General features: G+C 56.3%; 25 protein-coding genes. 7 read left to right on the forward strand and 18 right to left on the reverse strand.

Features of this window, described 5'->3' with window-relative positions:
* Positions 1-11: 11 nt before the first annotated feature.
* The 5 genes from DMG62_16400 to DMG62_16420 are packed head-to-tail and all read right to left on the reverse strand — an operon-like array spanning position 12 to position 4,223.
* On the reverse strand, positions 12-1,412 hold the full coding sequence (locus DMG62_16400) for a hypothetical protein (GenBank protein ID PYY21741.1): 1,401 nt from the start codon (positions 1,410-1,412) through the stop codon (positions 12-14).
* A gap of 10 nt (positions 1,413-1,422) precedes the next feature.
* Positions 1,423-1,743, reverse strand: a complete 321-nt coding sequence (locus tag DMG62_16405; protein ID PYY21742.1) for a hypothetical protein — start codon at positions 1,741-1,743, stop codon at positions 1,423-1,425.
* 2 nt (positions 1,744-1,745) lie between these two features.
* Positions 1,746-2,567 (reverse strand): hypothetical protein, encoded by an 822-nt coding sequence (locus tag DMG62_16410; protein ID PYY21743.1) that lies wholly within the window; start codon positions 2,565-2,567, stop codon positions 1,746-1,748.
* Positions 2,564-3,436, reverse strand: a complete 873-nt coding sequence (locus DMG62_16415; GenBank protein ID PYY21744.1) for a hypothetical protein — start codon at positions 3,434-3,436, stop codon at positions 2,564-2,566. The genes DMG62_16410 and DMG62_16415 overlap by 4 nt, the downstream gene beginning before the upstream one ends.
* A gap of 1 nt (position 3,437) precedes the next feature.
* On the reverse strand, positions 3,438-4,223 hold the full coding sequence (locus tag DMG62_16420; protein PYY21745.1) for an RNA polymerase subunit sigma-24: 786 nt from the start codon (positions 4,221-4,223) through the stop codon (positions 3,438-3,440).
* 48 nt (positions 4,224-4,271) lie between these two features.
* Between DMG62_16420 and DMG62_16425 the strand changes: the two genes are divergently transcribed.
* Together DMG62_16425 and DMG62_16430 are read left to right on the forward strand one after the other, a co-directional pair.
* A complete protein-coding gene (locus DMG62_16425; protein PYY21746.1) occupies positions 4,272-4,601 on the forward strand; it encodes a hypothetical protein in 330 nt (109 codons plus the stop codon).
* Between the two features lie 317 nt (positions 4,602-4,918).
* Positions 4,919-7,384, forward strand: a complete 2,466-nt coding sequence (locus DMG62_16430; protein ID PYY21747.1) for a hypothetical protein — start codon at positions 4,919-4,921, stop codon at positions 7,382-7,384.
* An 85-nt stretch (positions 7,385-7,469) separates the two neighbouring features.
* Here the strand turns inward: DMG62_16430 and DMG62_16435 are convergent, their stop codons facing one another.
* Positions 7,470-8,102 (reverse strand): methyltransferase, encoded by a 633-nt coding sequence (locus DMG62_16435; GenBank protein PYY21748.1) that lies wholly within the window; start codon positions 8,100-8,102, stop codon positions 7,470-7,472.
* Positions 8,042-9,430 (reverse strand): hypothetical protein, encoded by a 1,389-nt coding sequence (locus DMG62_16440; GenBank protein ID PYY21749.1) that lies wholly within the window; start codon positions 9,428-9,430, stop codon positions 8,042-8,044. The genes DMG62_16435 and DMG62_16440 overlap by 61 nt, the downstream gene beginning before the upstream one ends.
* Positions 9,431-9,561: 131 nt before the next feature.
* Between DMG62_16440 and DMG62_16445 the strand changes: the two genes are divergently transcribed.
* Positions 9,562-11,247, forward strand: coding sequence for a hypothetical protein (locus DMG62_16445; protein PYY21750.1), 1,686 nt, complete (start codon positions 9,562-9,564; stop codon positions 11,245-11,247).
* 75 nt (positions 11,248-11,322) lie between these two features.
* On the forward strand, positions 11,323-11,538 hold the full coding sequence (locus DMG62_16450; GenBank protein PYY21751.1) for a hypothetical protein: 216 nt from the start codon (positions 11,323-11,325) through the stop codon (positions 11,536-11,538).
* A gap of 68 nt (positions 11,539-11,606) precedes the next feature.
* Here the strand turns inward: DMG62_16450 and DMG62_16455 are convergent, their stop codons facing one another.
* From DMG62_16455 to DMG62_16490, 8 genes are all read right to left on the reverse strand, one after another.
* Entirely contained in the window at positions 11,607-12,926 is a 1,320-nt protein-coding gene (locus DMG62_16455) for an RNA polymerase subunit sigma-24 (GenBank protein ID PYY21752.1), read from the reverse strand.
* Positions 12,860-13,243 carry a hypothetical protein gene (locus DMG62_16460; GenBank protein PYY21753.1) on the reverse strand — a complete coding sequence of 128 codons (384 nt, stop codon included), beginning with the start codon at positions 13,241-13,243 and terminating at the stop codon, positions 12,860-12,862. The genes DMG62_16455 and DMG62_16460 overlap by 67 nt, the downstream gene beginning before the upstream one ends.
* Positions 13,244-13,465 carry a hypothetical protein gene (locus DMG62_16465; protein PYY21754.1) on the reverse strand — a complete coding sequence of 74 codons (222 nt, stop codon included), beginning with the start codon at positions 13,463-13,465 and terminating at the stop codon, positions 13,244-13,246.
* 3 nt (positions 13,466-13,468) lie between these two features.
* Positions 13,469-13,717: a hypothetical protein gene (locus DMG62_16470; GenBank protein PYY21755.1), complete on the reverse strand. Its 249-nt coding sequence runs from the start codon at positions 13,715-13,717 to the stop codon at positions 13,469-13,471.
* A gap of 7 nt (positions 13,718-13,724) precedes the next feature.
* Entirely contained in the window at positions 13,725-14,978 is a 1,254-nt protein-coding gene (glgC, locus tag DMG62_16475; protein ID PYY21756.1) for a glucose-1-phosphate adenylyltransferase, read from the reverse strand.
* Positions 14,979-15,114: 136 nt separating this feature from the next.
* Positions 15,115-15,426, reverse strand: a complete 312-nt coding sequence (locus DMG62_16480) for a hypothetical protein (protein PYY21757.1) — start codon at positions 15,424-15,426, stop codon at positions 15,115-15,117.
* Positions 15,427-15,606: 180 nt separating this feature from the next.
* Entirely contained in the window at positions 15,607-17,256 is a 1,650-nt protein-coding gene (locus DMG62_16485) for a peptidase M28 (GenBank protein PYY21875.1), read from the reverse strand.
* Positions 17,257-17,368: 112 nt separating this feature from the next.
* Complete coding sequence (locus tag DMG62_16490) at positions 17,369-19,768, reverse strand: sodium-translocating pyrophosphatase (protein ID PYY21876.1); 2,400 nt, start codon at positions 19,766-19,768, stop codon at positions 17,369-17,371.
* A gap of 459 nt (positions 19,769-20,227) precedes the next feature.
* On the opposite strand from DMG62_16490, the gene DMG62_16495 reads away from it, so the two are divergent.
* The 3 genes from DMG62_16495 to DMG62_16505 all read left to right on the forward strand — a co-directional run bounded on the left by DMG62_16495 (position 20,228) and on the right by DMG62_16505 (position 22,253).
* Positions 20,228-20,815 (forward strand): hypothetical protein, encoded by a 588-nt coding sequence (locus tag DMG62_16495; GenBank protein ID PYY21758.1) that lies wholly within the window; start codon positions 20,228-20,230, stop codon positions 20,813-20,815.
* A gap of 257 nt (positions 20,816-21,072) precedes the next feature.
* On the forward strand, positions 21,073-21,870 hold the full coding sequence (locus tag DMG62_16500; GenBank protein ID PYY21759.1) for a hypothetical protein: 798 nt from the start codon (positions 21,073-21,075) through the stop codon (positions 21,868-21,870).
* A complete protein-coding gene (locus DMG62_16505) occupies positions 21,870-22,253 on the forward strand; it encodes a hypothetical protein (GenBank protein ID PYY21760.1) in 384 nt (127 codons plus the stop codon). The genes DMG62_16500 and DMG62_16505 overlap by 1 nt, the downstream gene beginning before the upstream one ends.
* Here DMG62_16505 and DMG62_16510 read toward each other — a convergent pair.
* Genes DMG62_16510 through DMG62_16520 form a run of 3 tightly spaced genes read right to left on the reverse strand, consistent with a single transcriptional unit; the run spans position 22,224 to position 24,486 of the window.
* Entirely contained in the window at positions 22,224-23,177 is a 954-nt protein-coding gene (locus DMG62_16510; GenBank protein ID PYY21761.1) for a bifunctional riboflavin kinase/FMN adenylyltransferase, read from the reverse strand. The two genes, DMG62_16505 and DMG62_16510, sit on opposite strands and share 30 nt — an antisense overlap.
* Positions 23,177-23,947, reverse strand: a complete 771-nt coding sequence (locus tag DMG62_16515; protein ID PYY21762.1) for an MBL fold metallo-hydrolase — start codon at positions 23,945-23,947, stop codon at positions 23,177-23,179. Before DMG62_16515 ends, DMG62_16510 begins: the two co-directional genes overlap by 1 nt.
* Complete coding sequence (locus tag DMG62_16520; GenBank protein ID PYY21763.1) at positions 23,944-24,486, reverse strand: DUF1844 domain-containing protein; 543 nt, start codon at positions 24,484-24,486, stop codon at positions 23,944-23,946. The genes DMG62_16515 and DMG62_16520 overlap by 4 nt, the downstream gene beginning before the upstream one ends.
* Positions 24,487-24,491 lie beyond the last annotated feature (5 nt).

A 24,491-nucleotide genomic window follows, 5' to 3' on the forward strand; every position in this document is an offset into this window, starting at 1 on the left:
ACCCGATTCGTTCATCCTTTCCGAATCTCAATCGTGCCGTGATCGGTCGTCAGTTGCACTCTCTTCCCGCCCTTGCCCACAGTCCCTTCTGCTACGTGGTCATCACCATTTTTGGTGACATTGAGCGGAAAGTCACTCTCAAGTTCTCCACGGCTGCTGCGCGCTTCTACCGTGAACCCGGCGCTTTCGGGCAGCACGATGTGGATCGCGCCTTGGTGATTGTTCAGGGTGACATCGCCGAACGGAGCTTTGGGGCGAACGTCAATCTCGCCGTGGCTGTTCTCCACCGTTACTGGCCCTGAAATCTCCTCGAGGCGGATATCTTTGGCCTTGGTGCGGACTTCGAAGGGACCACTCACTGAACTTACACGAAGATCGCCCGAATCCATGCTCAGGTCGCCATCGAGTCTCCCGAGTTCCATATCGGTACGCGTGCTGTGGAATTTGACTGATTTTCCTACGTGCGAGAGCTTGGTATCGCCGAAGAACTCGCCTTCGAGCAAGGCTACTCCTGAGATATCGCTGAGCGTAACGTCGTCGGCTCGGCCTTCGATATGCACATCGCCCGTCACTTGGCCGACGTGGACGTTGCCTCGTTGACAGGTGATCTCCACATTTCCCTTAATTTGTTCGGCTTGAATATCACCGTGCGTGGTGCTGATTTTTACGTCGGCATCGCGCTGTGAAACATTTATGTCGCCGCGCCCGGCGTTGACCTGTACCGGAGCCTTACGCGGCGCCCAGATTTCGACGTCAGTGACGATTCGCGGTCCCATCACGAATCCAACCTGCGTGTGGGCCACATGTTCGCCGGAATTGATGCGAAGAATATTTCCATCCACGCTCATTGTGGGCTTCTGCTGATCGTTAAATTTGTTGGCCGATTCATGGGAATCGGCCGCGATGTGGCGGCGGACGATCATCTTCACCGGCGCATCGCCGTTCTCAGCCACATGAACCATTATTGAACCCCGATCGGCGTCAATCTGGACTTTTCCATCCGGCGGCAGCGGTTGCGAGAGTTCCTGAGTAAAGTCGTACTTCTCCCCGAACACGCCGTCCCATCCCGGATTTACATCAATGTTGTCGCCAAACTGCTGCCAGGGGAGGTGCTTGGCAGAGGAGGCAGAGAGCCCAATCACGATGAACAGGATCAGGAGAAACATCGCTCCGCCACCGAGGCGGGGAGCAGGCCCGCCCTGACTGCGCGCAATCGCATATTCAGCAATTCGGATGACTCCGAACAGAATGAGCAGCACCGGCCACCAGGTGGCGAAGAACCATCCCATTCTGGGCCAGCTCACGACATGCATATTCATCAACAGCAGCATGACGCCGACCGCAACGAGGATAATAGGCCCAGCCATCGAGCGAGGACGACGATAGCGGTAATAGCGCGGATCGAAGGGCATCTGCGGGGGACTAGCCACGGTTCACCTCCGAATTAGAGCGATTGCCGGGAATTGTGGGTGGCACTGGTGGAACCTGCATACCCGGCGGGTAATACGGAGATGGTTGAATGTGTCCAGTATCAGGCGCTGAGCGCTGTGCGATCTTTACTAAGCCAATCACGATCAGTAGCACGGGGAAAGTCTGCCGAAAGTAAAACACATGCAGTTGCTGAAGCAAGAAGAGAACGCCTACAGTGATCAACACGGCTGGTCCCATGAGCCATCGCGAAGAGCAGCGCAGACAACGGCACGTGCGGTTGGGAATGTAATCGTCGTAATCGTAGGTTGCCACGATTAATTCCTTCCCTGCGCCACGCCCATGCGACGAACCGCGAGCCAGAGTCCCACTGCGATCAAGACAATTGGCCAGAACTGCGCAGTCCAGCGGAACGACAGCACACCGAGATTGTCGAGCAGCAGCAGCACACCCAGCGCTATGAGAATGATAGCTCCGAGAGGCACAGCCCCAGGACCACTAAGACGTGCTGGTTCTATCGCATCAGCAACGTATGCTTGACTCGATCCGGATGATCCTGTCTGATCCAAGGCCGAAGCGCTTGCCACCGGAGGCGGAGGAATATCTGTTGGATTTCCAGCAGGTGCAATCGGAGCGCCGGCGTGAATCGGCTGAGCGTGAATGGCGGCTGTTCCCAATCCAAAACTGGCCAGCAACGCATTAAGTCCAAGATGATCGGGCAACGGTTGACCGAGCTGGCGAGCCTTGGCCGTAGTGTAAGCGTCGAAGACCATGTAGAAGAGCCACGCCATTACCAACAACCCGAGGAAGTCTGCCTTGTCTGCGAGATGGCACAGCACGGCGAAGATAAAAACGTGTACGAATCCTTTAGCAAACTGACCGTTGTAGAAAGCGCCGACGCCGGGAATGAAACCGAGTACGGCAGCGAGTCCGGGACTGGCAGAGCTTGTAGGCGCTACGTAGACGGCTGTCGGAGCATTCGCTGCCGCGGGAGGAACCGTGCCTTCAAGACGAGCGGCAAGACAATCCTGGCAATAAATCACGCCGCGCACATCGCGCTGGCAATTCTGGCAAAGCGCTTTTCCGCAGGTGCGGCAGTAAGACGTTGCCGGTTGATCGGTGTGGACAGCGCAAGTCATGCCTGTAAGCTCCTCGATTCGTAGCCTTGCTCGAAATCCTGGGAGAGTACGGATACCGCGAAATGCGCGCTGCTGTTTCTGGCTTCGCCGCACGCGTCGAAGCCTGGTTCAGAATTACTGCACAAATTCAATTCGTTTGTACTCCATTTCGCAAGCTGAATTTTTTGTCGGTCCATACTGTAGTAATTCTGCTTGCGTTCCTTGTCTTGTTTGTTTTCCGTCTTGTTGCGGTCAGGCGCAGCTGGACGCCGCTCCGGCTCCTGCTCGGCACTAGTAGCGCGCTTTAGCTCCTGCAGCCGCGATTCGACCTCGTACACCAGCCGAATATTCTCGTAGTACTTCACCATCCGGGCTGTCGCCTCGTAATACTTCATCGTGGCCTGCTCGCGAAGAGCGCTCGGCCGCAGGTCCATGTGCCGCAGATCCCCGAGCTTTACTCCCGCCAGATTCAGCGAAAGCGAAACTGAGAAGAGAGCCATTGCGCCGGTCATGGCCATGCGCGGCTGAGCCACCAGAGCTTTGAATGGCGCGAGAACATCAGCCCACACGATTGAGAGCCGCTGCTTCCATCCCAATTTGGGAGCGGCCGCAACAGCGGCGCTGGTCTGAACCGTTGTGGCGGCAAGAATGTTATGCACCAGATTCGCGGGCGGCTCTACTTCTTCGAGGGTATGCAGCCAGGCCATTCCCGCTTCGGCCTCGCGGAAGAGAGGACCGCAGGTGGGACACTGCTGGCGATGAGCGTCAAAGCGCCGCTGCGCGGCCGGAGTGATGAGTCCGTCCAACGCGTCGGTCAGCATCGAGTCAAACTCGGCACAGCTGAGCCCCGATGGGCTTTGCTTTCTCTCGAATTGGTTCTGGTTTTCCACGTCAAACTGCCTGTCTGTTAATACGCGATAAGAGTCTCGCCAGTTCCGCTCTCCCGCGGTTGATTCGGGACTTTACGGTCCCTTCCGGCACCTTCAGAGCGGCGGCAATTTCCTTATAGTCCATGTCTTGCAAGTCGCGCAGAATCACCGCCTCGCGCAGGTCTGGGGAGACCTTTTGCAGGGCCTGATGCACCATCTTCTGGGTCTCTTTGCTGGCCAGTCGAGCCTGAGGGGATGGACCGTGGTCTTCGACCCGCTCAGCGAGAGTTGGAGCCTCCTCATCGGCTGCCGGAGCTGCGTCGATCGAGTCCGTCATGCGTTCCTGCCGGGTACGGCGGAAGTGGTCGACTAGCATGTTGCGGGTGAGGGTCGTAAGCCAGGTAGTGAACGAGCCTTTATCCGGCTCGAAGCTGCTCATCGTCCGGTATAGCCGGATAAACACCTCTTGCGTAAGGTCTTCTGCATCGCTGGCCGAGCCGGTAAAGCGATAGCAAATATTGTAAATCCGCCGGTTCTGCTGCTTGACGAGCTCCTCCCACGCGCTCGCATCGCCAGCGATGCAGCGTCGGACTAAGGCATTGGTGAGGGCGTTTTCTTCCAACCGGCTAAGGTTTCTTTCGTTTAGAACAGCCTGTTTCGACTGCGGCACAGCAACTGCCACAACTATCCCAGACTTGGGACCGGCAGCAATCTTAGCGGGGGCCGATGCGGCGAAATTCCTTGACGACGGATGACGAATCAGCTTGTGGGCCGCTTCTGATTTTGTCCGGTAACCGGACCGTACCATGCACGCAGGTATCCGTCCCGGCAGCGGACGCTTGGCGATCTGGGCTGAATGTCTCAACTTGCCAACGAGATACGCAGCCTGGCCGGCGAAAGTTCAACAAAATTATGGGAGTTTTCGGATTCTAACAATCGTTGGGACAGAATCGCCGACAGGTTTGCACCGTTCAGCGTACAGCACGGCGAATCTGAGCCGTTCAGCGGGCCTGCTCAACCGCGCGATCAGGAATTAAATTCCACATTCACTGTTTTTTCACTGATCGTGACCATAACAGCGAAAATAACAGCGAAAAAAACAGTGAATTTTTTTTCCCGACACGGAAACCGCGTAAACACTGGCTTTTCGCAACAGGGCAGTGAATTAACAGTGAAACAACAGTGAATTGTCGGTCCGCAGTCCAACGGCCTCTCCGTAGTTTGGTTGCAATCATTGCGGCAGATCGTTCACAACACATAGACTGGCCGACCTCAGCCTCTTCCGCCAAGCTAGACGAATAAAAAGCAAAAGTAAAGTGGAAATTGGAGTGGGAAGCCCACTTGAGCGCGACTGAATCCTCCTCGAATATTTATTCCTTGCTGACTGTCCGAATGCGAACAGCGCGTTCCGCCTTTGGAGCCGAAGCTGCCCCTCTGGCCCGTCACTTCCCGCCAAGTCTCTGAGCCCGAAGCACGTCACCGGCGCGCAAAACGGCCGCACTAATGCACCCATGGATTCTCAAAGGGCGAATCATGAACACTTGGATCCAAGACCTCCGCTACGGCGCCCGCCTCCTGCGCAAGACGCCGGCGTTCACCATTGTGGCGGTGGTCACGCTTTCCGTTGGGATAGGGGCGAACACGGCGATATTCAGCATTGTGGATGCGGTCCTCTTGCAGCCTCTGGCGATACGGCAGCCCCAGAGGGTGATGCTGCTTCAGGAAGCTTGGCAGGGAAGAGAGGGAGGCGGAGTTTCCCGCGGCAACTTTCTCGACATTCATGACCAGAACACGACATTCTCCAGCGTCTCAGCCTCGGCCAGCGGCGCATATAACTTGGCTACGGAAGATGCTCCGGAGCGGATCAACGGCGAAAACGTTTCCGCCGAGTACTTCAGCACCTTTGGAATCGCTCCTCTGCATGGCCGCGTGTTCTCCGAAGCCGAAGATAGTCCAGGCCATGAGAAGGTCGCGGTAATCAGCGAGAGACTTTGGCGCGCTCGCTTCCATCAAGATCTATCGCTGATCGGGAAGCCAATTCGCGTAAACGGCCTTTTGCTCGTGGTGCTCGGGGTCATGCCGGCGAGCTTCGACCCGCTGCTGAGTAAATCGGATATCTGGTTGCCATTCGCTTTCACTGCGCAGCAGCGTTCCGATTATGACAATCACTTTCTCAATGTCTTTGCTCGATTGAAGGAAGGTGTATCGCGGCAACGCGCTCAGGCGGAGTTGGCCATTCTGGCGGCGCGAGAAGCGCAGGATCACCCGATTGACAACAAAGATCGCGGCTTCAGCCTCATGCCTTTGACCGACGTTCTTTTGGGAGACCAGCGCGTAACGCTGTTTACAGTTTTGGGAGCTGTAGCCTTTGTCCTCCTGATCGCTTGCGCCAACATCGCCAATTTGCAATTGGCGCGAGCACGCGCCCGGCAAAAGGAAGTGGCAGTTCGAGTCGCTTTGGGCGCGACTCCGCTGCGGATCGTCCTGCAACTTCTGGCAGAAAACTTCGTGCTCGCCGGAGTCAGTGCCATATTGGGAATCATGCTTGCGAACGGCGGCGTTCGCTGGCTCATTGCACACGCTCCCGGCGGGGTTCCACGGATTGAAGAGGCGCGCGTGGATTTTACGGCGCTGCTCTTTGCCTGCGGCATCGCGGTGCTGTCGAGCGTCGCCTTTGGCATGGCTCCCGCCTTGCGCTCCACGGCCGTGCGATTGACCGAGACCTTCCACCAGAGCTTCTCCCTCTCAACTTCCAGCCGTGACCGCGTCCGCAGTGCACTGGTAGCAGGCGAAGTTGCGCTCGCACTCATGTTGCTGGCGGGCGCGGGCCTGCTGGTTCGCAGCGCGCTCTTGCTGGCAAAAGTTGAACCCGGCTTCGATACCGCGAATTTGATTGTCGGACGCGTGGGGCTGCCGGAGCGCGGCTACAGCAGTCCGTTAATTGCGCGACAGACGTTTGAGAGCATTGTCACCAAAGCGCAGGACCTGCCCGGTGTGAGCTCGGCTGCGGTAGTCTCGCGCGCGCCGCTGGCCGGTGGTGGAAACAGTAATGGGCTGCTCGTAGAAGGCAGACCTTTCGATCCCTCGAATGTGGTCGATGCAGCGCTGCGCGTCGTCTCGCCTGATTATCTGAAGACCGCCCGAGTTCCGCTCAAAATGGGCCGCGGATTCATCCCGGAAGATACTCGCGAGCGTCCGCTGGTTGTGGTTGTGAACGAGACGCTCGCGCGAACCATGTGGCCCAACCAGAATCCCATCGGCAAGCGCTTCGCCTGCTGCGAGAGCGGTCCCAAAGGACGTCTCGATCCCGTGTGGCATGAAGTCGTCGGTATCGTCGGTGATGTGCGGGCCTGGGGATTGGATCGTCAGATTCGTCCCGAATTCTATATGCCGATCGCACAAATGCCTTCCGACGCATGGGATTGGATCGGAAGAACCATGGACATCGTGGTGCGCACCAAGGGTTCGGTGATCGCGGTAAGCGAGTTGCGTTCAGTGGTCTCACAAGTCGCGCCCGGCGTCCCCATCTACGGCGTTTCCACCATGCAGCAGAAGGTTTCCAGCCAGCTGGAGCAGTCCCATTTTGATACCTTCCTCTTGAGCATCTTTGCCGCCACCGCTCTGGTGCTGGCCGCAGTAGGAATTTATGGCGTGCTCTCCTACACCGTAGTGCAGCGCACGAAAGACATTGGCGTACGCATGGCGTTAGGCGCGAGCCGATCCAATATCACTCGCGATGTGCTAGGACATGGAGCGCTACTAACAGGCATTGGCGTAGCAAGTGGCCTGGGGGGCGCCGTTATTGGTGCCCGCCTGATCCGCAGCATCCTCTACGGAGTGCGGCCCACAGATGTGACCACGTTCCTCGTAGTATCGGCAGTGCTGGCGGCAGTAGCGCTCATTGCAAGCTATCTACCGGCGCGCCGCGCCAGTCGGGTGGATCCAATGATCGCACTCAGGTACGAGTAATTCACAAAGCATGCCGAGCGCGAGGTAGAGAGATAGCCATGCTGCGTTTATTCCTATTGTTTTTGAATGCCCGGCAAACGATTGCTCACTCCCGAGTGCAACAAAAGACGTGAGCTGGAGGTATGTTGAGCGGCTCGTAGCTGCGTTCAACCGAGCGGAAGATGCCGGCGAGCGCCGGAGCCAGCAGCGATCGATATTGAAATAACACAAGCTGTCCGCGCCAGGAGAGGACCTGGTGGCATTTGCGCAGGATCGACTCTCTGGTTGTATGGTCCATGTTTGCAAAGGGCAAGCCTGAGATGATGCAGTCCGAAAGGCCGAGCTCAAACCGAGCAAGAATCGTGTCCAGATGAAGAGCGCTGCCTTCCACGACGAATAGGCGGCGATCCTTGATGCTGTTGCGTAGTGCTCGCGCGAACGTGCGATTCATCTCGATCGCGATCAAAACGGCATCGGGACGCATTCGCCGAAGGATTTCCCTGCTAAAGCAGCCCAGGCCGGGCCCGAGCTCCAGGACGATCCGTGCCTGTTGCCAATCTACTCGCGCGAGCATCCGTTTCACCAGAAAACGGGAGCTCGGAACTAGCGACCCTGTCCGTAACGGATGCCGCAGGAAATTACGCGTAAACAGAAACCTGGAGCGAAGTGCGGGGCGTCTCATCTTGGCCTCACGATTGCGGCTATCTGAATACGGCTGTTCCCGAAACGGTCTGCGCATGCGGTGCTGAGCGAAGCCAAGCCGAACTCCGATTGCATGGTCTCATTTGCGGCGAGACACCCGGCAAGTAACTGTGCGTGGATCATCTGCGGTGAAAAAGAGAGCAGATCGGCGAGGTCCGCAGTTTCCTCTTTGGGTTTGACTATGCCGATTCGATACGGGCGAGAATGTGCGTAGCTGTCCAGCCCCTCGCGGTTGTAGGATTCGAGTGGAAACGCTGTAGCTATCGCAAAGGTCGCGCTCGACGACGACTCTGTTCTTGCCCGGAGTGCCGATTCGGAATCGCTGTGCTCGCGCCACGCAAGCCATTGATTCGCGAGGAGCATGGAATCGAGGTCCGTTCGAAAGGGCGTATCTGCCATCAGGGCAATGGCACGACGCATGATCTTGCGCCCGTCAGTGATGAGCTCGGTGTCAGCGCGTCCATAATTTGAGTGCGGAACCGGCAGCAGGTCCGATCCACGCACGTAAGGACTTGTCGCAATCACGAAGAGCTGCTGCAGAGGTTCGTGTGCTGGCTTCGCGCGAGAGCATTCGGAACCAGAGCACACGACAAAATAGCTGGCGACCGGAATGACGTGGCGTAGGCTGGCATCTCCGAACTGCGCTACTCTGTGGGTATCAGGCTTCTGATCGCGGGAGGCAAACCGGGGCATGCGACCCATTACCGGAAGCACGGAGCTCGCATACAGATAATCGAGAAAGCGCGATTTCGGAACGCTGAAATCTCCACGCGCCGCAGCGACTTCCTGATACGTCCCATCCCAGAAGCAGGTCAAACCGATGCGAAGAGGACGGCCGGCAGCTAGTTTGTTGATCGATATGTTTGCTGCCAGGAGGCGACGCAGAGGAGAAAAGTCATTGAAGTTCTCGGTCCCAAACATCGCGAAGCGCAGGCCTGCCAGCTTGCGGGGCTTAACGATGTCGCGGGAACTTTTGAGCGATGCCCAGATATTCACCAGAGATTCAGCCTGCACAACCAGCGCGGCGTGGGATGTTTCCCGATGGTTAGAGGAAAGCGCCTGGGCAAGAATTGCTGCATTGATCGCTCCAACAGAAATACCTGAAAAATCGTGGAAGTCACATCCGCGGTGCACGATCAGGTGATAGGCGGCGCCCGCTTCGAAGGCTCCCTTGATCCCTCCACCGGAGAAGACTAGCGCCCGTCGATCGAGGCTTTCGCAGGGATCCTGCGCTCGTGACACGGCAACTGAAGCGAGCAGGATCGCAGTAACGATGCCAAACCGAAATGTCTTCGAGAGCGCCATTACAGTTTCTATGGCACTTAAATTAGCGGCTCGTACTGATGAAAGCCATGCACGCGCCATCCACCGAAAACTAAATTCATTTCTCCAGCTAACGCCCTGTATAAAAAGCAGTTGGCTTTAGTTATCTCCGGACTTGTGCTGGACCCCATTCATGGCGCTCGTGCTAGACTCCGCCGCCAGGGAGATATCGCGTGGTTTGTACCGCAGTCGCTTTCGGGACATTCGAATTTGATCCGCGCACGGGTGAACTGCGCAAGCGAGGGATCAAGCTAGGGCTTCAGCCGAAGTCCGCTGCGGTTCTGTCTGTGCTGGTGCGCCATCCCCACGAACTAGTTACGCGCGAGCACCTGAGAATAGAAGTGTGGGGACTCGAAACCTTCGTCGATTTCGAAAATGGACTCGGCAATGCCATCTGGAAGCTGCGCCAACACCTCGGCGACAAAGCAGACAATCCGCTTTTTATAGAGAGCATACCGGGGAAGGGCTATCGCTTCATCGCAGACGTACACCCGGTAATTCCAAATCCGAACTCAAGAAAGGTGATTGCGATTCGCCCGTTTGAAGATTTGGATAACAGACAGTCGGATGATTATTTTGTCGCGGGGCTTACTGAAGAGTTAATTACACAACTGGGACGGCTGAATCCGAAGCGCCTTGCGGTGGTGGCATTGCGTAATAAGTCGCTGGAGGAGATCCCTGGTGAGCTCGCAGCCCAATATTATGTTGTAACCGGAGCTGCGCGCCGTGATGGCACCCGGCTGCGTGTGACGGCACATCTGCTCGAAGCAGCAGATCAACGTCAGATCTGGGCCGGCAGCTACGATCGTCCGACAACCGATGTGATTGCCGTGCAGATAGAGCTGGCAGAACAAATCGCCAAGTCGCTCATGGTAGAGCTGTTGCCAGTAAAGAAGGAGCATGGCCGGATTCAGTGGACCGAAAGTCTGGTTGCCTATGAGTTATATCTCCAAGGCCGGTATCACTGGAACAAGCGCGTGCCCAAATCCACCTTCACTGCGATTGAGTATTTTCAAAGAGCGATAGCCGCCGATCCTGAGTACGCGCTAGCACATGTGGGGCTCGCGGACTGCTTTGGCGTGCTTGGCTTTTACGGTGAGCTTGCGCCCGCAGATGCTTTTGGCAGAGCGAAGCAACATGCGTCGAGGGCTCTGGCTCTGGACGACTGCCTGGCCGAGGCTCACAGCTGTCTGGCTTTCTGTCTCCTGCAGTTCGACTGGGATTGGAACGCCGCGCAACACGAACACCTCCAGGCCATACAGCTGAATTCGAACTGCGCTCCCGCCCACCACTGGTACGGCCTGACCTTGACCGAAACGGGCCGATTTTCCGATGCGCTGCGATCACTGATTCGTGCGAAGGAGTTAGACCCATTCAACCCGGCCATTCAGGCCCATATCGGTCGGCTTGCCTACTTCTGCCGCGACTTCGAGCGCTCTCTGAAAGAAGTTGAACGCGCCGTTGAACTTGATCGCAGCTACGTTCCTGGCCGCTACTTTCAGGCGATTGCGATGGTTCAGAAGGGGAACGGCGGAGATGCAATCAATCAATTTGAGGGACTCGTGACCGAGTTTTACGAACATCCGATCCTGGTGAGCGGCTTGGCTTACGCCTATGGAAAAGGAGGAAAGCGCGCCGCGGCATTGAAAGCTATTGACCGGTTACAGGCGTTAGCGCGCAAGATTCGCGTGCCACCATATTTCCTGGCGTTCGCTCACGCTGGGGTCGAAAATTCCGTCGCTGCCCTGGACTATCTGGATCGGGCCAAAGTTGAACGCTTTGCATGGCTGCACTACCTGAAGATGGACCCGGTCTTCGATTTTCTGCGCTCGAATGCCAGATTTGACGAACTGATGTAACCATAAGAAGGTGTTTGCTGCTGGATGACGGCCAAGCCTGGCTGAGATGCCAAGCAGTTTCGTGGTCTCGTCGCTATAAGCCGGCAAGCGCTAATCTCCTCGAAATTCTCGACAGTAATTCGTGTCCCGGTGTTCAGCAGCGGCGAAGCTCTGGCTACGCAGGTGGAAGTAGGATCGGATGAGGGGCTTAAGCATCCGAGGTGGATCATGTGTGACAACCTGGTGAGTCTTCGCAAATTGGACCTCACCCAGGACGTCGGATCATTGTCTCCGGCGAAGATGGCAAGGTAAATTCGGCACTGAGTATCGCTCTGGATTCGCAATAGCTACGTCATCGATTCAGCAACTGCACCCGCCCGCTACTGCGGGCGGTTCTGTACTTCGGCCAGACGGCGGCGAAGATATTGTTGTTCCACCTTGTTCGTTGCTAATTCCAGGGACTTGCTGTAGGCGGAGGCAGACTCTTTCTTGCGTCCTATTCTGCGCAGGATGTCGGCTCGGGCGGCGTGGTAGAGGTAATAGCGGTCTAGCTGGCCGGAAGCCCCGATCTGCTCGATGTGCTTCAGACCCTCTGCCAGGCCGGAGCTCATGGCGATTGCTACTGCGTGATTGAGCGCGATTACGGGTGAGGCGTTGAGCTCCAGCAATTTTTCGTAGAGAGCGGCGATCTGCTGCCAGTCGGTCTCGGATGCGGTTTTGGCTTCGCCGTGCAGGGCTGCGATTGCGGCCTGGATCTGATACGGACCAGGCGGTCCTCGTCTCACTGCTTGTTCAATAAGCGCGAGTCCTTCGGAAATCTTGGTCTGGTCCCAGAGCGTGCGATCTTGTTCCTCGAGCGTTATCAACTCGCCGTTATGAATGCGGGCGGCGCGGCGTGAATCGTGCAGCAGCATGAGGGCTAGCAGGGCTACGTTTTCTGATTCATGGGGCATCAAGTCGCGCAGTACGCGGCCTAAACGGATGGCCTCGGCGCAGAGATCGGTGCGTACGAGTTGATCGCCGGCGGTGGCGACGTAGCCTTCGTTGAAGATTAAGTAGACAACGGTTTGTACTGACGCGAGGCGTTCAGGCAGGCGCTCCGGAGGCGGAACTTCGTAGGGAATGTGGGCTTCCTGGATCTTGCGTTTGGCGCGCACGAGGCGCTGCGCGAGTGTCGGTTCGGGAAGGAGAAAGGCTTTGGCGATTTCAGGAGTGCTGAGGCCGCCGAGCGTTCTGAGCGTGAGGGCAACCTGTCCTTCCTGATTAAGCGCAGGGTGGCAGCAGGTAAAGATCAGGCGCAGCCGGTCGTCGGGTAAATGCATGGCGGTCTCGAGTTCTGGTTCGGTGGCAGGGCGGAATGCTTCAATTTCATAGCGGACAGAATCCTCCTTTTCCCGCTGAGTTCGTTCCCGCCGTCCCTGGTCGATCAGCTTGCGCTGGGCAGTGGTCATGAGCCAGGCGGCTGGATTCGTGGGAATTCCGGTTTTCGGCCACGTCGCCAGTGCGGAGGTGAAGGCTTCCTGCAGTGCGTCTTCGGCGCGGTCGAACGATCCGGCGAGGCGGATCAATGTGGCGATAATTCGGCCCGACTCCTCGCGGAAGACGGACTCGGCAGCCGCCTGGGAATTCCTTGTCAATGGTGCGCAGCCTGCACCATCAGGTGCGCAGGCTGCTCCAGCAGCGGACGAATCTCGATGCATCCTTCGGCTCCTCCGCATCCAGTCGGGATCTTCTTGGCCCATTCGATAGCTTCGTCCAGGTCCTTGCAGTTGAGGATGTAGTAGCCGGCGAGCTGCTCTTTGGTTTCCGCGAATGGGCCATCTAGAACGATCGATTTGCCGTTTTGCGGCCGGATCGTCGTGGCAGTAGTTGCTGGCCGGAGTGGCTCGGCTCCTTCAAGGATGCCCTTTGCCGTAGCCTCCGCCATTACCCGGCGGTGGCCCTCCGCGATCTGCTGCATGGATTCCGGATAGGCCGGAGCCTGCTCCCTGGAATAAACGAGCAACATGTAGCGCATTCAAAACCCCTCCCTGCTTATACCCTCACTAAAGGCGACGTTCGAGACGCACAATATCGACAGTATCAGCTGCGGTAGCGGGTGGTGAATTTTTGGGTTGTGTTTGGTGTTGCTCTTGCATTTTGCAGCAGTCACGAGCCGCATGCAAAGCAACCGCAACGGCAAAAGCAACACCAAGATCAACCCCAACCCAAACCCCAACACCAAGGCCGAAGGCACCACCCGCTACTGCAGGTGGTTCCGCTCTGGCAGGTTTCGACGGTGACGGGTCACTCTCATCAGGCACAGGCAGAATGCCAGCATGGCTACCAGGGCGAGCGTGCCCCAAAGGAGGAGTCCATGGATTACCTCTGGGGTAGCTGTCGCTGGCTCGCGTGCACCAACCACAGCGTGCACAAACAGCAGCGAGAACACCACGAATGCAAGCGCCGAGAGGATCGAAGGTACTCGAGTGTTCAGAAAGCGATTGAGCATCTACTCGCTATTCTGACGTGAAGTAATCCACCGCAACCGGGGACTCAAATAGGGAATAGTCGCGCGTGACAACGGTGATGCCGCTGTCGGTCACGAAGAAATTGCGCCGGTCCTCTTCGAGGTCGTACCCGATCACGCTGCCCTCGGGAATGTGGACGTCGCGATCGACGATGGCACGGCGGATGCGGCAGTGGCGTCCGATGTTTACGTGGGAAAAGATGATGCAGGATTCGACTTCCGCATAGGAGTTCACGCGCACGTCTGGCGACATAACGCACTTGCGCACGGAAGCGCCGGAGACGATGCATCCGGAAGAAACTACCGAGTCGACGGCCATTCCTGTACGTCCGGGCTCGCTGAAGACAAACTTCGCCGGTGGATATTGACGCTGATGGGTTCGGATCGGCCAGGCCTTGTCGTACAGATTGAAGACAGGTGACACGGCGACAACGTCCATGTTGGCTTCAAAGTATGCGTCGAGCGTGCCTACGTCGCGCCAGTAGAGTGCTTCTTTTTTGTTTTCATCGATGAAGTTGAAGGCATAGACACGGTATTCGTCGAGCAGTTTTGGGAGGATGTCGTGACCAAAGTCGTGGGAAGACTCGGGATCCTCTGCATCTTTGAGCAGTGCCGGCAAAAGGACGTCGGTGTTGAACAGATATACGCCCATCGACCCGGAGCACATGTTCGGATTGAAGGGTGAGCGGAGTTGTGTAGACTTGGGTTTCTCTTCGAAGCCTACGACACGCGACTCGCGGTCAATCTCTACCACTCCGAAGCGTGAGGATTCGCTCGGGTCGATGAGGATTGTCGCCAGCGTAACGTCCGCTCCTGCATCAACATGCTGACGCATCATCAGGTCATAGTTCATCTTGTAGATGTGATCACCTGAGAGGACCAGCACGTACTTGGGCTGCTCGCTTCCGATCGAGTAAATATTCTGATACACGGCATCAGCCGTCCCCATATACCAGTTCTCACTCACCCGTTTCATGGGCGGCAGGATCTCGATGAACTCGCCGAGTTCGCTGGCGACGATCGTGCCCCAGCCTTCGCGGATATGGCGGTTGAGCGACAATGCTTTGTATTGCGTGAGGATGTAAACCTTGCGCAGGTCGGAGTTGATGCAGTTGGAAAGCGTGATGTCGATGATGCGGTAGTTACCGCCGAAGGTCACCGCCGGCTTAGCGCGATCGCGGGTAAGCGGGAAAAGACGTTCCCCCGCGCCTCCGGCCAGTAAGACTCCGAGTGTGTCCTTCATGTGTGCTGCGAATTTCTGAGTGCGACTTACAGATGGGTCCGATGACGACCCGAAAACAAACGATGATAACAGGTAAAAGCAAAACCCGGAGCTTCTGCTCCGGGTTGCTGAATTGACGTAAGGACCTAAAAGGAACTCATGCCGCAGAATCTTTTATGTCTCGTGATTCCGAGAGGCTGATGCGCAAGGACTTCAGGAAGCGGAGATCCTGCGCGTTGATCTGCAGATCTGGAGTTGCCGTTGAAGACTTCGTCGCACGCACGGGTTCTGACGCCGACTCTTCCTCTTCGCGCCGATTAAATCCCACGGTGGCTTCGAGCACCAGGAACACGTCGTAGCCCTCGCCCTTGATCCGGCTAATGACTTGTGCGATCGGTTCCGCTTCGGAAAGAGATTCGTTGATCGCCTCTCCGAGTTCCTTCATGAGTTGTTTCAGCCGCTGGTTCACGACTTTGCTCCCTTACCTTCCTTGAAGAGTAGTCGACAGAGCTACCGCAAAAAAGGGCAGATCAGCTTCAATACGCTCTGTTCTTGGATGCCGGGGGCTGTGGGGATGTTTCGCCAATTTACTCCAAAACCAGCCAAAAACCTATGTGAATTCTGATGTTACTGTGACGGTCTGGCCTGCTCAGACGATCTGCTCGCGCGTGGCAGCGTTATAGACAAAAATAGCTTCGACGGCGGCAGCCTGCGCCAGGTCCTCTTCCTGAAGGCGCTCATAGGTATCCATATTGGAGTGGTGGGTGCGCGATCCGTAATCGAGACGATCCTGAATGAACTGAAAGCCGGGAATGCCGATCGCGTCGAACGCCTCGTGGTCTGTGCCGCCGGTGTTGCGCATGGTGATGGTGGTCACGCCAAGATCCCTGAGCGGCTCCATCCATTGGGCGAAGATCGGAGCGACCGCGGCGTTCTCCTGCAGATAAATACCGCGAATGCGTCCACTCCCGTTATCGAGATTGAAGTATGCAGAGAGCTTCTGATAATCGGGCTTGGTCTCCACCGGTCCGGCCGGCTTGCGGTCGAACTCGGTGAGCTTAAGCTGATCTGGTTGATTCGATCGCGGAATAAATCCAAAGTGGTTCTTTACATAGTTGTAGGAGCCGAATTCGCCTTGTTCTTCCCCCGTCCAAAGGCCGATGCGGATGGTGCGTTTTGGCTTCACTTGCAATGCGTTCAAGATGCGTATCACCTCCATGGCGACTACCGCGCCGGCGCCGTTGTCGGTGGCGCCGGTGGCTGAAGCCCAGGAGTCGAGATGTCCGCCGACCATTACCACTTGATCCTTCAAGTGCGGATCTGTTCCGGGAATCTCGGCAATGGTGTCGAAGCCATGTTCGTGGTCCCCGGTGAATTTAGTGTCAATGTTCATTTCTATGTTCACGGGCACGTGTGCTTTCAGCAGTCGGTAGACGCGTCCGAAGTTCTCAATTGCGATTACTGCGCTCGGGATTAGACTTGCGTGGTCGCGCCGGTAGACAAACCATCCGAAAGTCGAGCCAGTGTCGTCGAAGATCGTTCCGCCGGAGCCGCCGTTATTTCTTCCGTCGCGGCTGGGTACGAGTACCGCCACCGCTTTTTCGTCGGCGAAGAACTTTCCCACCTTTTCGCGAAACTCGAGACGCTTGAGGAACTGCTGAAAGGAATCGCCTTCACGTTTTGCTAATGGGTATTCAGCGAGCTTCCTGAGATCGTCGTCCTCAAGATGACTGAATAAAGCCTTGTCAACGGGCTTTACCTCGCGCATCTCGCCATAGAGAACGATCTTGCCCGCGAGCTTGCCCTTGTACTTGTCGAAGTCCTTCTCGTCTTTGAGGTCTATCCAGATTGCAGGCGCAGTAACTGGGCCATTCGTGGAAGGCGACCAGGGCGACGCTTGTGCGATGAATACCGCGGTGTCAGGCGAAGACATACGGACCCAGGTGTTCAACTGCTGCCATCCCATGCCGAATTCGCCCCAGTCTTCCAGGTGCGCGTTGCTGCAGCCCATCGCGGTGAGTTGATCGCGAGTCCATTCATTGGCGCGCTTCGCGTTGGGAGAGCCGGTGAGGCGCGGGCCGATTCCATCCATCAATCCCGAAGCGTATTCCATGATGTGAGAATGGCCGATGGCCTCATCGCGGATGCGCTGATACATGCTGTAATCGAGATTCTCGCGCTGGGCTTGAACGATCGCCGGCGACGCCGCATTTGGCGCTGAAGTTGCCTTTTTGTCGGCAGGAAAGAGAGAGACGGGGAAACAGAGCAACAAAGCACACGCAAGACGGACGGACTGCATTGAAAGTGATCCTCTTCGAAAATTGCATGCCGCCTGGCAGAAGGTTGTGAGATCAGCAAACCGGAGCTCCATCCCGCTTTGGGACGGAGTTCCGGTCATTGAAAGTGCCTGCTTATGCAGCCTTCTGGCTCGTAATCCGCATGCCGTAGAACGAGCGCCAGACAAAGTACATCGAAATCGCGAAGAACAGAACTGCCAACTCGTTGGTGAGGCGCGCCCCGCGCTCAGTTGTGAGATGGACGGCCAACTCAACTGCCAGCAATCCGAAGAGCGTGGTGAACTTGATGATTGGGTTCATGGCCACAGAGGAAGTGTCCTTGAACGGATCTCCTACCGTGTCGCCCACGACCGTGGCATCGTGCAACGCAGTACCTTTTTGCTTCAGCTCGGTTTCAACGATCTTCTTCGCGTTGTCCCACGCTCCGCCCGCGTTGGCCATGAAGATTGCCTGGTAAAGACCGAACACAGCAATCGAGATGAGGTAGCCGATAAAGAAGAAGGGCTCGACGAATGCGAAGGCCAGCGTAACAAAGAAAACCGCGAGGAATATGTTGAACATACCTTTCTGCGCGTACTGCGTGCAGATCTGGACTACTTTTTTGCTATCGGAAACAGAAGCCTTTTCAACGCCCTCAAGACGAATATTTGCCTTGATGAACTCCACGGCCCGATAGGCTCCGGTGGTTACGGCCTGAGTGGAAGCGCCGGTAAACCAGTAAATAATGGCGCCGCCGGAGATCAGTCCCAACACAAATGGAGCATGTAGAAGGGAGAGATTGGCGAGATTCACGCGCAGGCCATTGGTCAACGCCATAATGATCGAGAAGATCATCGTTGTGGCTCCGACTACCGCGGTTCCGATCAGCACAGGCTTCGCGGTCGCTTTGAACGTATTCCCGGCTCCATCGTTTTCTTCCAGAAGATCCTTCGCCCGCTGGAAGTTGACCGTGCCTTTGTACTCACGCTGGATCTCCGCTACCGGAACATGCTCGATCAGCGAGAGTTCATAGACGGACTGGGCGTTATCCGTGACCGGTCCATACGAGTCGACCGCGATGGTCACAGGGCCCATGCCGAGGAAACCGAATGCAACCAGACCAAATGCGAAAACCGCAGGCGCCAGCATGAGGTCGGAGCTCAGTCCCTGGGTGAAGTAGTAGCCCAGCCCCATCAAAGAGACCATCGTGAGTCCCAACCAGTACGCCGAGAAATTGCCGGCAACTAATCCGGAGAGGATGTTCAGAGAAGCTCCACCCTCGCGCGACGAGGTCACGATTTCCTTGGTGTGGCGCGATTCGGTCGAGGTGAACACTTTGACCAATTCGGGAATTACTGCGCCGGCGAGAGTTCCGCAGGAGATGATGAGTGACAGCCTCCACCACAGTGTATTGTTGCCCTGCACCACGGGGATCATGAGCTTGGAGATGATGAACGTAGCAACGATCGAGAAAATCGAAGTGATCCAAACCAGCCATGTAAGGGGCGTCTCGAAATTCATGTGATCGCGGTTGGCGAAACGTGCCTTGGCGATACCGTCATTAACGAAATAGGAGACGGCGCTGGTCACCAACATCATGATGCGCATAACGAAGATCCACACCAGCAGTTGTACCTGCACCGTGGGACTCGGCACGCCGAGCAGGATGAACGTGATGAGCGCTACACCGGTTACGCCATAAGTTTCAAAACCGTCGGCGCTCGGTCCGACGGAGTCGCCGGCATTGTCGCCAGTGCAGTCGGCAATTACACCGGGGTTACGCGCATCGTCTTCCTTGATCTTGAAGACGATCTTCATCAGGTCGGAACCAATGTCCGCGATCTTGGTGAAGATGCCGCCCGCAATTCGCAGCGCTGCCGCTCCGAGCGATTCACCGATGGCGAATCCGATAAAGCATGGGCCCGCGTAGTCGCCAGGCACAAAGAGCAGAATGAAGAGCATGATGAGCAGCTCAACGCTCACCAGGAGCATGCCGATGCTCATGCCGGCTTTGAGCGGAATCGCATACAGCGGGAAGGGCTTGCCGCCGAGTCCGGCGAAGGCAGTGCGGGAGTTGGCGAAAGTATTTACGCGGATACCGAACCAGGCCACGCCATAGCTGCCGAGAATGCCGACAATGCTGAAAGCAAGGATCATCGCCAAGGTGAAGGCAACTGGATGTCCCGGAATCGGCGCCAGGACGCCAAAGTAGAGCGCCATGATGACGGCAATAAAGATCCAGAGCACGGCGAGAAACTTGCCTTGTGTGACCAGATACGTCTTGCAGGTCTCATAAATCAGTTCGGAGATTTCGCGCATCGAGCTGTGCACCGGAAGGTTCTTGAGCTGAAGGTAGATCGCGAGTCCGAACAGCAGGCCGAAGACACAGAAGATGAGTCCAACCAGCAGTAGGGCGTGGCCGTTCATGCCCAAGAAGTCGACGCTGGAAAGATCGGGAAGCTTAAGATTCGCCTCGCCTCCAGTCTCAGCAGCGGGTTGAGCCAAGGCCTTTGGTCCTTGCAGCAGAAGCAACATCAGCAGAGCAGACGCGGTTCCAAGCCCACGACGCAGGAGCTTGGCAATCTGGGTGAGTCGACGCAACGGGGCCATCGCACAAGCCACGGCTTGCGAGGTCAGCATAAAAATTCCTCCAGAACAAACTTTAGAGTTCAGTTTTCGAGTTGAAGGGATCAATTCACTCTCATCGCCCGAACATGGACGACGTCGCAGTCCCGGAACCCGCGCTTCCACTCGAATGATGTTCTGAAGCTTGGCCGCGTCTCCCGTTCCATCCGCCAACCGGATAGAACATTGCACCCCAGCAGCCGCAACAGCGGCGCCTGCTGGGTACCCCGTACCCAGGGTGGGACTACTTTTTGCACTCTTCCCGGAAGCACAGATACTTTTACCCGGGCGAGGCAAACTCTTGTTTATAACATGCTGCAAAAATTAGGGTCAAACGAGGAACGCGCTAGAATCGCGAGATCATTCCCCATGCAGCTGCCCGAAATCGCGAAACTTCAGGATGACTTCACCACACGTTGGCATTCGGATCCGAATGTCGGAGCAGGAAGCGGGCTCGAGGCTCTGGTGATCGAGCAACACCGTCAGAATTTCGCCTTGTGGCACCAGGAAGACCACGCTCGCGCGCCGCGGGCCTCGTCCGACGAAATCGCGCAGACCAAACGCGCGATCGATGGGCTGAACCAGGTGCGCAATGATTTGGTTGAAGCTATCGATAGGGAACTGCTGCAACAGCTGGAGACAGCACGCGTGAAGCTTGCGGGTGAACTTCATTCTGAGACGCCGGGCATGATCGTCGACCGTCTATCGATTCTGTCACTGAAGATCTTTCACACGCGCGAGCAAATGCAACGCACTGATGTTGAGCGGGCGCACGTTGAGCGCAACCGTGAACGGCTTGAAGTACTTCTTCGGCAGAGGCAGGACCTCGCCGAATGTCTGGCGGCCTTGTGGCGCGATGTTCAACGCGGACGACGTCACTTCAAGCTCTATCGGCAGCTCAAGATGTACAACGACCCTGAGCTGAATCCTGCGATTTATGGGGCCTCGCCACATTGAGTGCCGTGACGGGCGGCTTGTTCGCGAACTTGATAAGTCAGGAAATCCATCCGCTCAGTACTGACAAAGGTCCGTTGGGACTCTCCTGAACGCCATTCGGCAACTCACGTTTGACGGAATTTCATCTGCAATTTACAGTCATGATATTGAAAATGAATTTCAATTTCATTTTCAATTAGGGAGCTCTGATCGTGAGTGAATCTCGCAAAAGGTTTTTTCGCGCAGTTCTGTTATTGAGCCTCCTATTTATCTCCTGCATGGCGTTCGCGCAGGACGGATATTTCGTCACCTATTCCCACCAGATGGAAGAGCCCGGAAATCTGGAAATGGGATTGAAGTCAGTGACCGCCTCGCCTAAAGGCGGGAACGCTTTTCTCGCGAATGCCTTGGAGTTCGAATATGGGGTAAAGGCATGGTGGACCTCGGAGCTTTACCTCGATTCGCAATCCACTTCAGGAGAGAGTTCGGTATTCACTGGATTCCGTTGGGAAAACCGCTTTCGGCCCTTGCTGCGCGAGCATTGGATCAATCCAGTTCTCTACTTTGAATTCGAGCACATCAACTCTGCTGACAAATCACTGCTTGATGTGGTCGGTCACGATACGCGCGAAGAATTCCTCGAACGACATGATCGCCACGAAAAGAAAAGGGAAGCGGAACTCAAGCTGATCTTGTCGAGCAACTTCAAAGGATGGAACCTTTCCGAGAACGTGATCGCGGAGAAGAACCTCGTGGGCGAACCGTGGGAGTTCGGTTATGCCCTGGGCGTGAGTCGTCCGCTTGCGCTGGTTGCCGGAGCTAAGCCGTGTGTCCTCTGCCGAGAGAACCTATCTGCCGGAGCAGAGATGTATGGCGGACTAGGCGAGCGCTACAGCTTTGGGCTTCGCGATACCTCGCATTACCTGGCCCCAGTTGTGCAGTGGCGCATTCCCGGAGGCACAACCTTTAAGTTCTCGCCCGGCTTCGGTCTGAACGACAATAGCCAGCGATTTCTCTTTCGCTTTGGCGTTGCGTATGAGATCGATCAGATCGCTTCGAGATTGCGAGGCAACTAATGCATGGATGGCGACATACCTTACTCAGCCTCTGCATCGCCATGCCTGCAATCGCGATCTCGATCGAAACTGGGCACGGTCGCTGGCTGCTGAAGGTGCCAGAAGCTGCGCGCGTGCGCCCCAATCCTATGGCGAAGGATTCCAGCGCGGTTGCTGTAGGAGCCAAACTCTTCCAGCAAAACTGCGCGAGTTGTCATGGAAAGCAGGCTGAGGGAAATGCGAAGCACCCCGATCTGCATTCCGATCGCATTCGCAACGCAACGCCGGGCGAGTTGGAATGGTTGTTAAAGAATGGAAGCCTGAAGAACGGAATGCCTTCGTGGAGCCGATTGCCCGAGCCGCAGCGCTGGCAGTTAGTGAGCTTTCTCAAGTCCCTGGACTAGCTTGAAATACCGATCTGTGCGAGCAACGTCCCTGCCTATTTGCTTTTTTAAAGCGTCCGCGTTTGTCCACTTGATTTCGGGTCGAAGCCATTTCAGGAAAGTGACCTCAACTTCAGTTTGCTCGTTGAGGGAGATGGGATGAAAGTTCAGAAGGTGCGTTTCGATTGCGAACGATTGGCCATCGAAGGTCGGGCGATTTCCAACATTTGTCACCGATTCGAAGCGCTCGTCCGCAACTCGTGTACACGTGACGTACACCCCGTTCTTTGGGACCAATTCGTCGTAAGGACCCAAGTTGATGGTCGGCACCGTATAACGCGTGCCGTAACCCCGTCCTTTTGCGGGGGTGCCGACGATGGAGAACGGGCGGTCGAGCAAGTGTCGCGCTCGCGTGACGTTGCCCTCCACGAGCAGTTGACGTATGCGGCTGCTCGAGACGGTTTCGTTTCGCCAGCGCATCTCGGGATAAACGGTCACATCGAACCCAAGTTCTTTCCCCAGCTCTCTTAGCTTCGCGCAGTCGCCCTCCGCGCGATGCCCAAAATGGAAACTCGTACCTTCATGCACCTCTTTTGCGTGAAGATGCTCAACAATGATCTGTTGCGCGAACTCCCATGGGGACATTACAGAAAGCTCTTGAGTGAAGTTCAGAACAAGCGTGGCGTCAATCGGGGTTTCCCCGAGTCTCGCGACTTTCTGCGGCAACGGCGATATCAGCGCGGGAGCGCTCTGTGGCCGAAGCACGCGCAGGGGATGAGGATCGAATGTGACTGCAAGTGAATGAGCCCCGAGCTGTCGAGCTCGTTCAGCGACTGTGGATATTACATGCCGATGCGCGCGGTGCAAACCGTCGAAATTGCCTATGCTGATGACGGTCGCCTGCCAGTCGGAAGGGATTTCATCGAGACTGCGGAAGACGCGCATCAGATCTCGAACTCCAGCTTCATGCCGTCGTACGCGAGGCGGACGTTTGACGGCAGATGGCGATTCGTCTCCTCATGCGCAAGATCATGGGACATATGCACAAAGAAGGCTCGACGTGGCTTCAGTCGTTCCACAATCTTGACGGATTCATCGAGTGAAGAGTGCGTTGGATGTGGCCGCCGTCGCAACGCGTCGAGAAACAGGACATCCAAATTCTGGAGCACCTGCATGGTTGGCTCCGGAATAGAACTGAAGTCTGTGAGATAAGCTGCTGTTCCAAAACGGAATGCCGTAATTTCACTATCGCCGTGCAGGACTCTTAGCGGCTGAAACTTCGCGCCAAAGAGTTCCAACGTCCCATTCAGCCGCTGCAGAGCTACTTGCGGACGCGTGGAATAAGTCGATTCAGGATCGAATGCATACGCAAACATCCGTTCGATGATGTTGGCGGTTGGCTCGTCCGCGTAGAGGGGGAGCTTCTGCTCGCGCTTGAACGTAAGAGGACGAAGGTCATCGAGTCCGAGGATATGATCGGCATGACCGTGGGTGTAAAGAACGGCGTCGATGCGCCGGATATTTTCTCGGAGAGCCTGCTGGCGAAAATCTGGCGTTGAATCGATGAGAACGAAGCGCTGGTTATATCCGATCAGGATAGACGGCCGTGTGCGGCGATCGTGCGCGTCACTTGAAGTGCAAACCTGGCAGTCACAACCGATGGTCGGTACGCCCATCGAAGTACCGCTGCCCAAAACGGTAATCGTTGCCTTCATTTCGCGGCGGGCTTGTTGCTTCCGGGAGCGGGTGCGCGCGTTATTGCATTTGTGATCTCGAGGAATGCCATGCGCAGCTCGAAAAGGACGTTCTGCAGGATATTTTCTTCTGCGGGAGTCAGGTTACCCTTTGTTTTGTCCTTCAATACCCCAAGAGTATCAATCGTTTGACGCGCGGCAATGATATCTGGCCGCGGCGTCTCGCCTTCGGGATGCATGACGCCTATTTGGAAGAGCGCACTTATGTACAGCGACTGCACGAGACGGTCGAAAGTCATCTCAAAGTCTTCGGCTTTGCCGTGACCGCCAGCCGCGAGCATGTTGTCGAGCTTCTTGCCCGAAGCCCTATACTCTTTATGCTGCGCTTCCTGTTCCGCGTGTGAGGGTGGATCCGGCGGATGATCGTTCTCCATCGTTCCTGTCTGCACAGCTGATGATGATGAAGACGAGCCTTCCTCGCGCAGATCAGTGCGAAGCTCGCCTTCATCCGTGAATTTGCGACGATCGCTAACTACAAAATCCGGTTTCTTTTCAGCCATAGGGT

The organism is Acidobacteriota bacterium, assembly GCA_003225175.1.
GTDB lineage: Bacteria > Acidobacteriota > Terriglobia > Terriglobales > Acidobacteriaceae > Gp1-AA112.

What these genes read in the sequence shown, in the direction of transcription:
- DMG62_16510 (PYY21761.1), bottom strand. Translation starts at nt 23,177, where the DNA reads ATGCGCGTCTTCCGCAGTCTCGATGAAATCCCTTCCGACTGGCAGGCG.
- DMG62_16470 (PYY21755.1), bottom strand. Translation starts at nt 13,717, where the DNA reads ATGCTCAATCGCTTTCTGAACACTCGAGTACCTTCGATCCTCTCGGCG.
- DMG62_16495 (PYY21758.1), top strand. Translation starts at nt 20,228, where the DNA reads ATGCAGCTGCCCGAAATCGCGAAACTTCAGGATGACTTCACCACACGT.
- DMG62_16400 (PYY21741.1), bottom strand. Translation starts at nt 1,412, where the DNA reads ATGCCCTTCGATCCGCGCTATTACCGCTATCGTCGTCCTCGCTCGATG.
- DMG62_16455 (PYY21752.1), bottom strand. Translation starts at nt 12,926, where the DNA reads ATGCATCGAGATTCGTCCGCTGCTGGAGCAGCCTGCGCACCTGATGGT.
- DMG62_16410 (PYY21743.1), bottom strand. Translation starts at nt 2,567, where the DNA reads ATGACTTGCGCTGTCCACACCGATCAACCGGCAACGTCTTACTGCCGC.
- DMG62_16505 (PYY21760.1), top strand. Translation starts at nt 21,870, where the DNA reads ATGCATGGATGGCGACATACCTTACTCAGCCTCTGCATCGCCATGCCT.
- DMG62_16440 (PYY21749.1), bottom strand. Translation starts at nt 9,430, where the DNA reads ATGGCGCGTGCATGGCTTTCATCAGTACGAGCCGCTAATTTAAGTGCC.
- DMG62_16515 (PYY21762.1), bottom strand. Translation starts at nt 23,947, where the DNA reads ATGAAGGCAACGATTACCGTTTTGGGCAGCGGTACTTCGATGGGCGTA.
- glgC (PYY21756.1), bottom strand. Translation starts at nt 14,978, where the DNA reads ATGAAGGACACACTCGGAGTCTTACTGGCCGGAGGCGCGGGGGAACGT.
- DMG62_16485 (PYY21875.1), bottom strand. Translation starts at nt 17,256, where the DNA reads ATGCAGTCCGTCCGTCTTGCGTGTGCTTTGTTGCTCTGTTTCCCCGTC.
- DMG62_16500 (PYY21759.1), top strand. Translation starts at nt 21,073, where the DNA reads ATGGCGTTCGCGCAGGACGGATATTTCGTCACCTATTCCCACCAGATG.
- DMG62_16425 (PYY21746.1), top strand. Translation starts at nt 4,272, where the DNA reads ATGTCTCAACTTGCCAACGAGATACGCAGCCTGGCCGGCGAAAGTTCA.
- DMG62_16490 (PYY21876.1), bottom strand. Translation starts at nt 19,768, where the DNA reads ATGTTGCTTCTGCTGCAAGGACCAAAGGCCTTGGCTCAACCCGCTGCT.
- DMG62_16460 (PYY21753.1), bottom strand. Translation starts at nt 13,243, where the DNA reads ATGCGCTACATGTTGCTCGTTTATTCCAGGGAGCAGGCTCCGGCCTAT.
- DMG62_16420 (PYY21745.1), bottom strand. Translation starts at nt 4,223, where the DNA reads ATGGTACGGTCCGGTTACCGGACAAAATCAGAAGCGGCCCACAAGCTG.
- DMG62_16435 (PYY21748.1), bottom strand. Translation starts at nt 8,102, where the DNA reads ATGCGCAGACCGTTTCGGGAACAGCCGTATTCAGATAGCCGCAATCGT.
- DMG62_16430 (PYY21747.1), top strand. Translation starts at nt 4,919, where the DNA reads ATGCACCCATGGATTCTCAAAGGGCGAATCATGAACACTTGGATCCAA.
- DMG62_16520 (PYY21763.1), bottom strand. Translation starts at nt 24,486, where the DNA reads ATGGCTGAAAAGAAACCGGATTTTGTAGTTAGCGATCGTCGCAAATTC.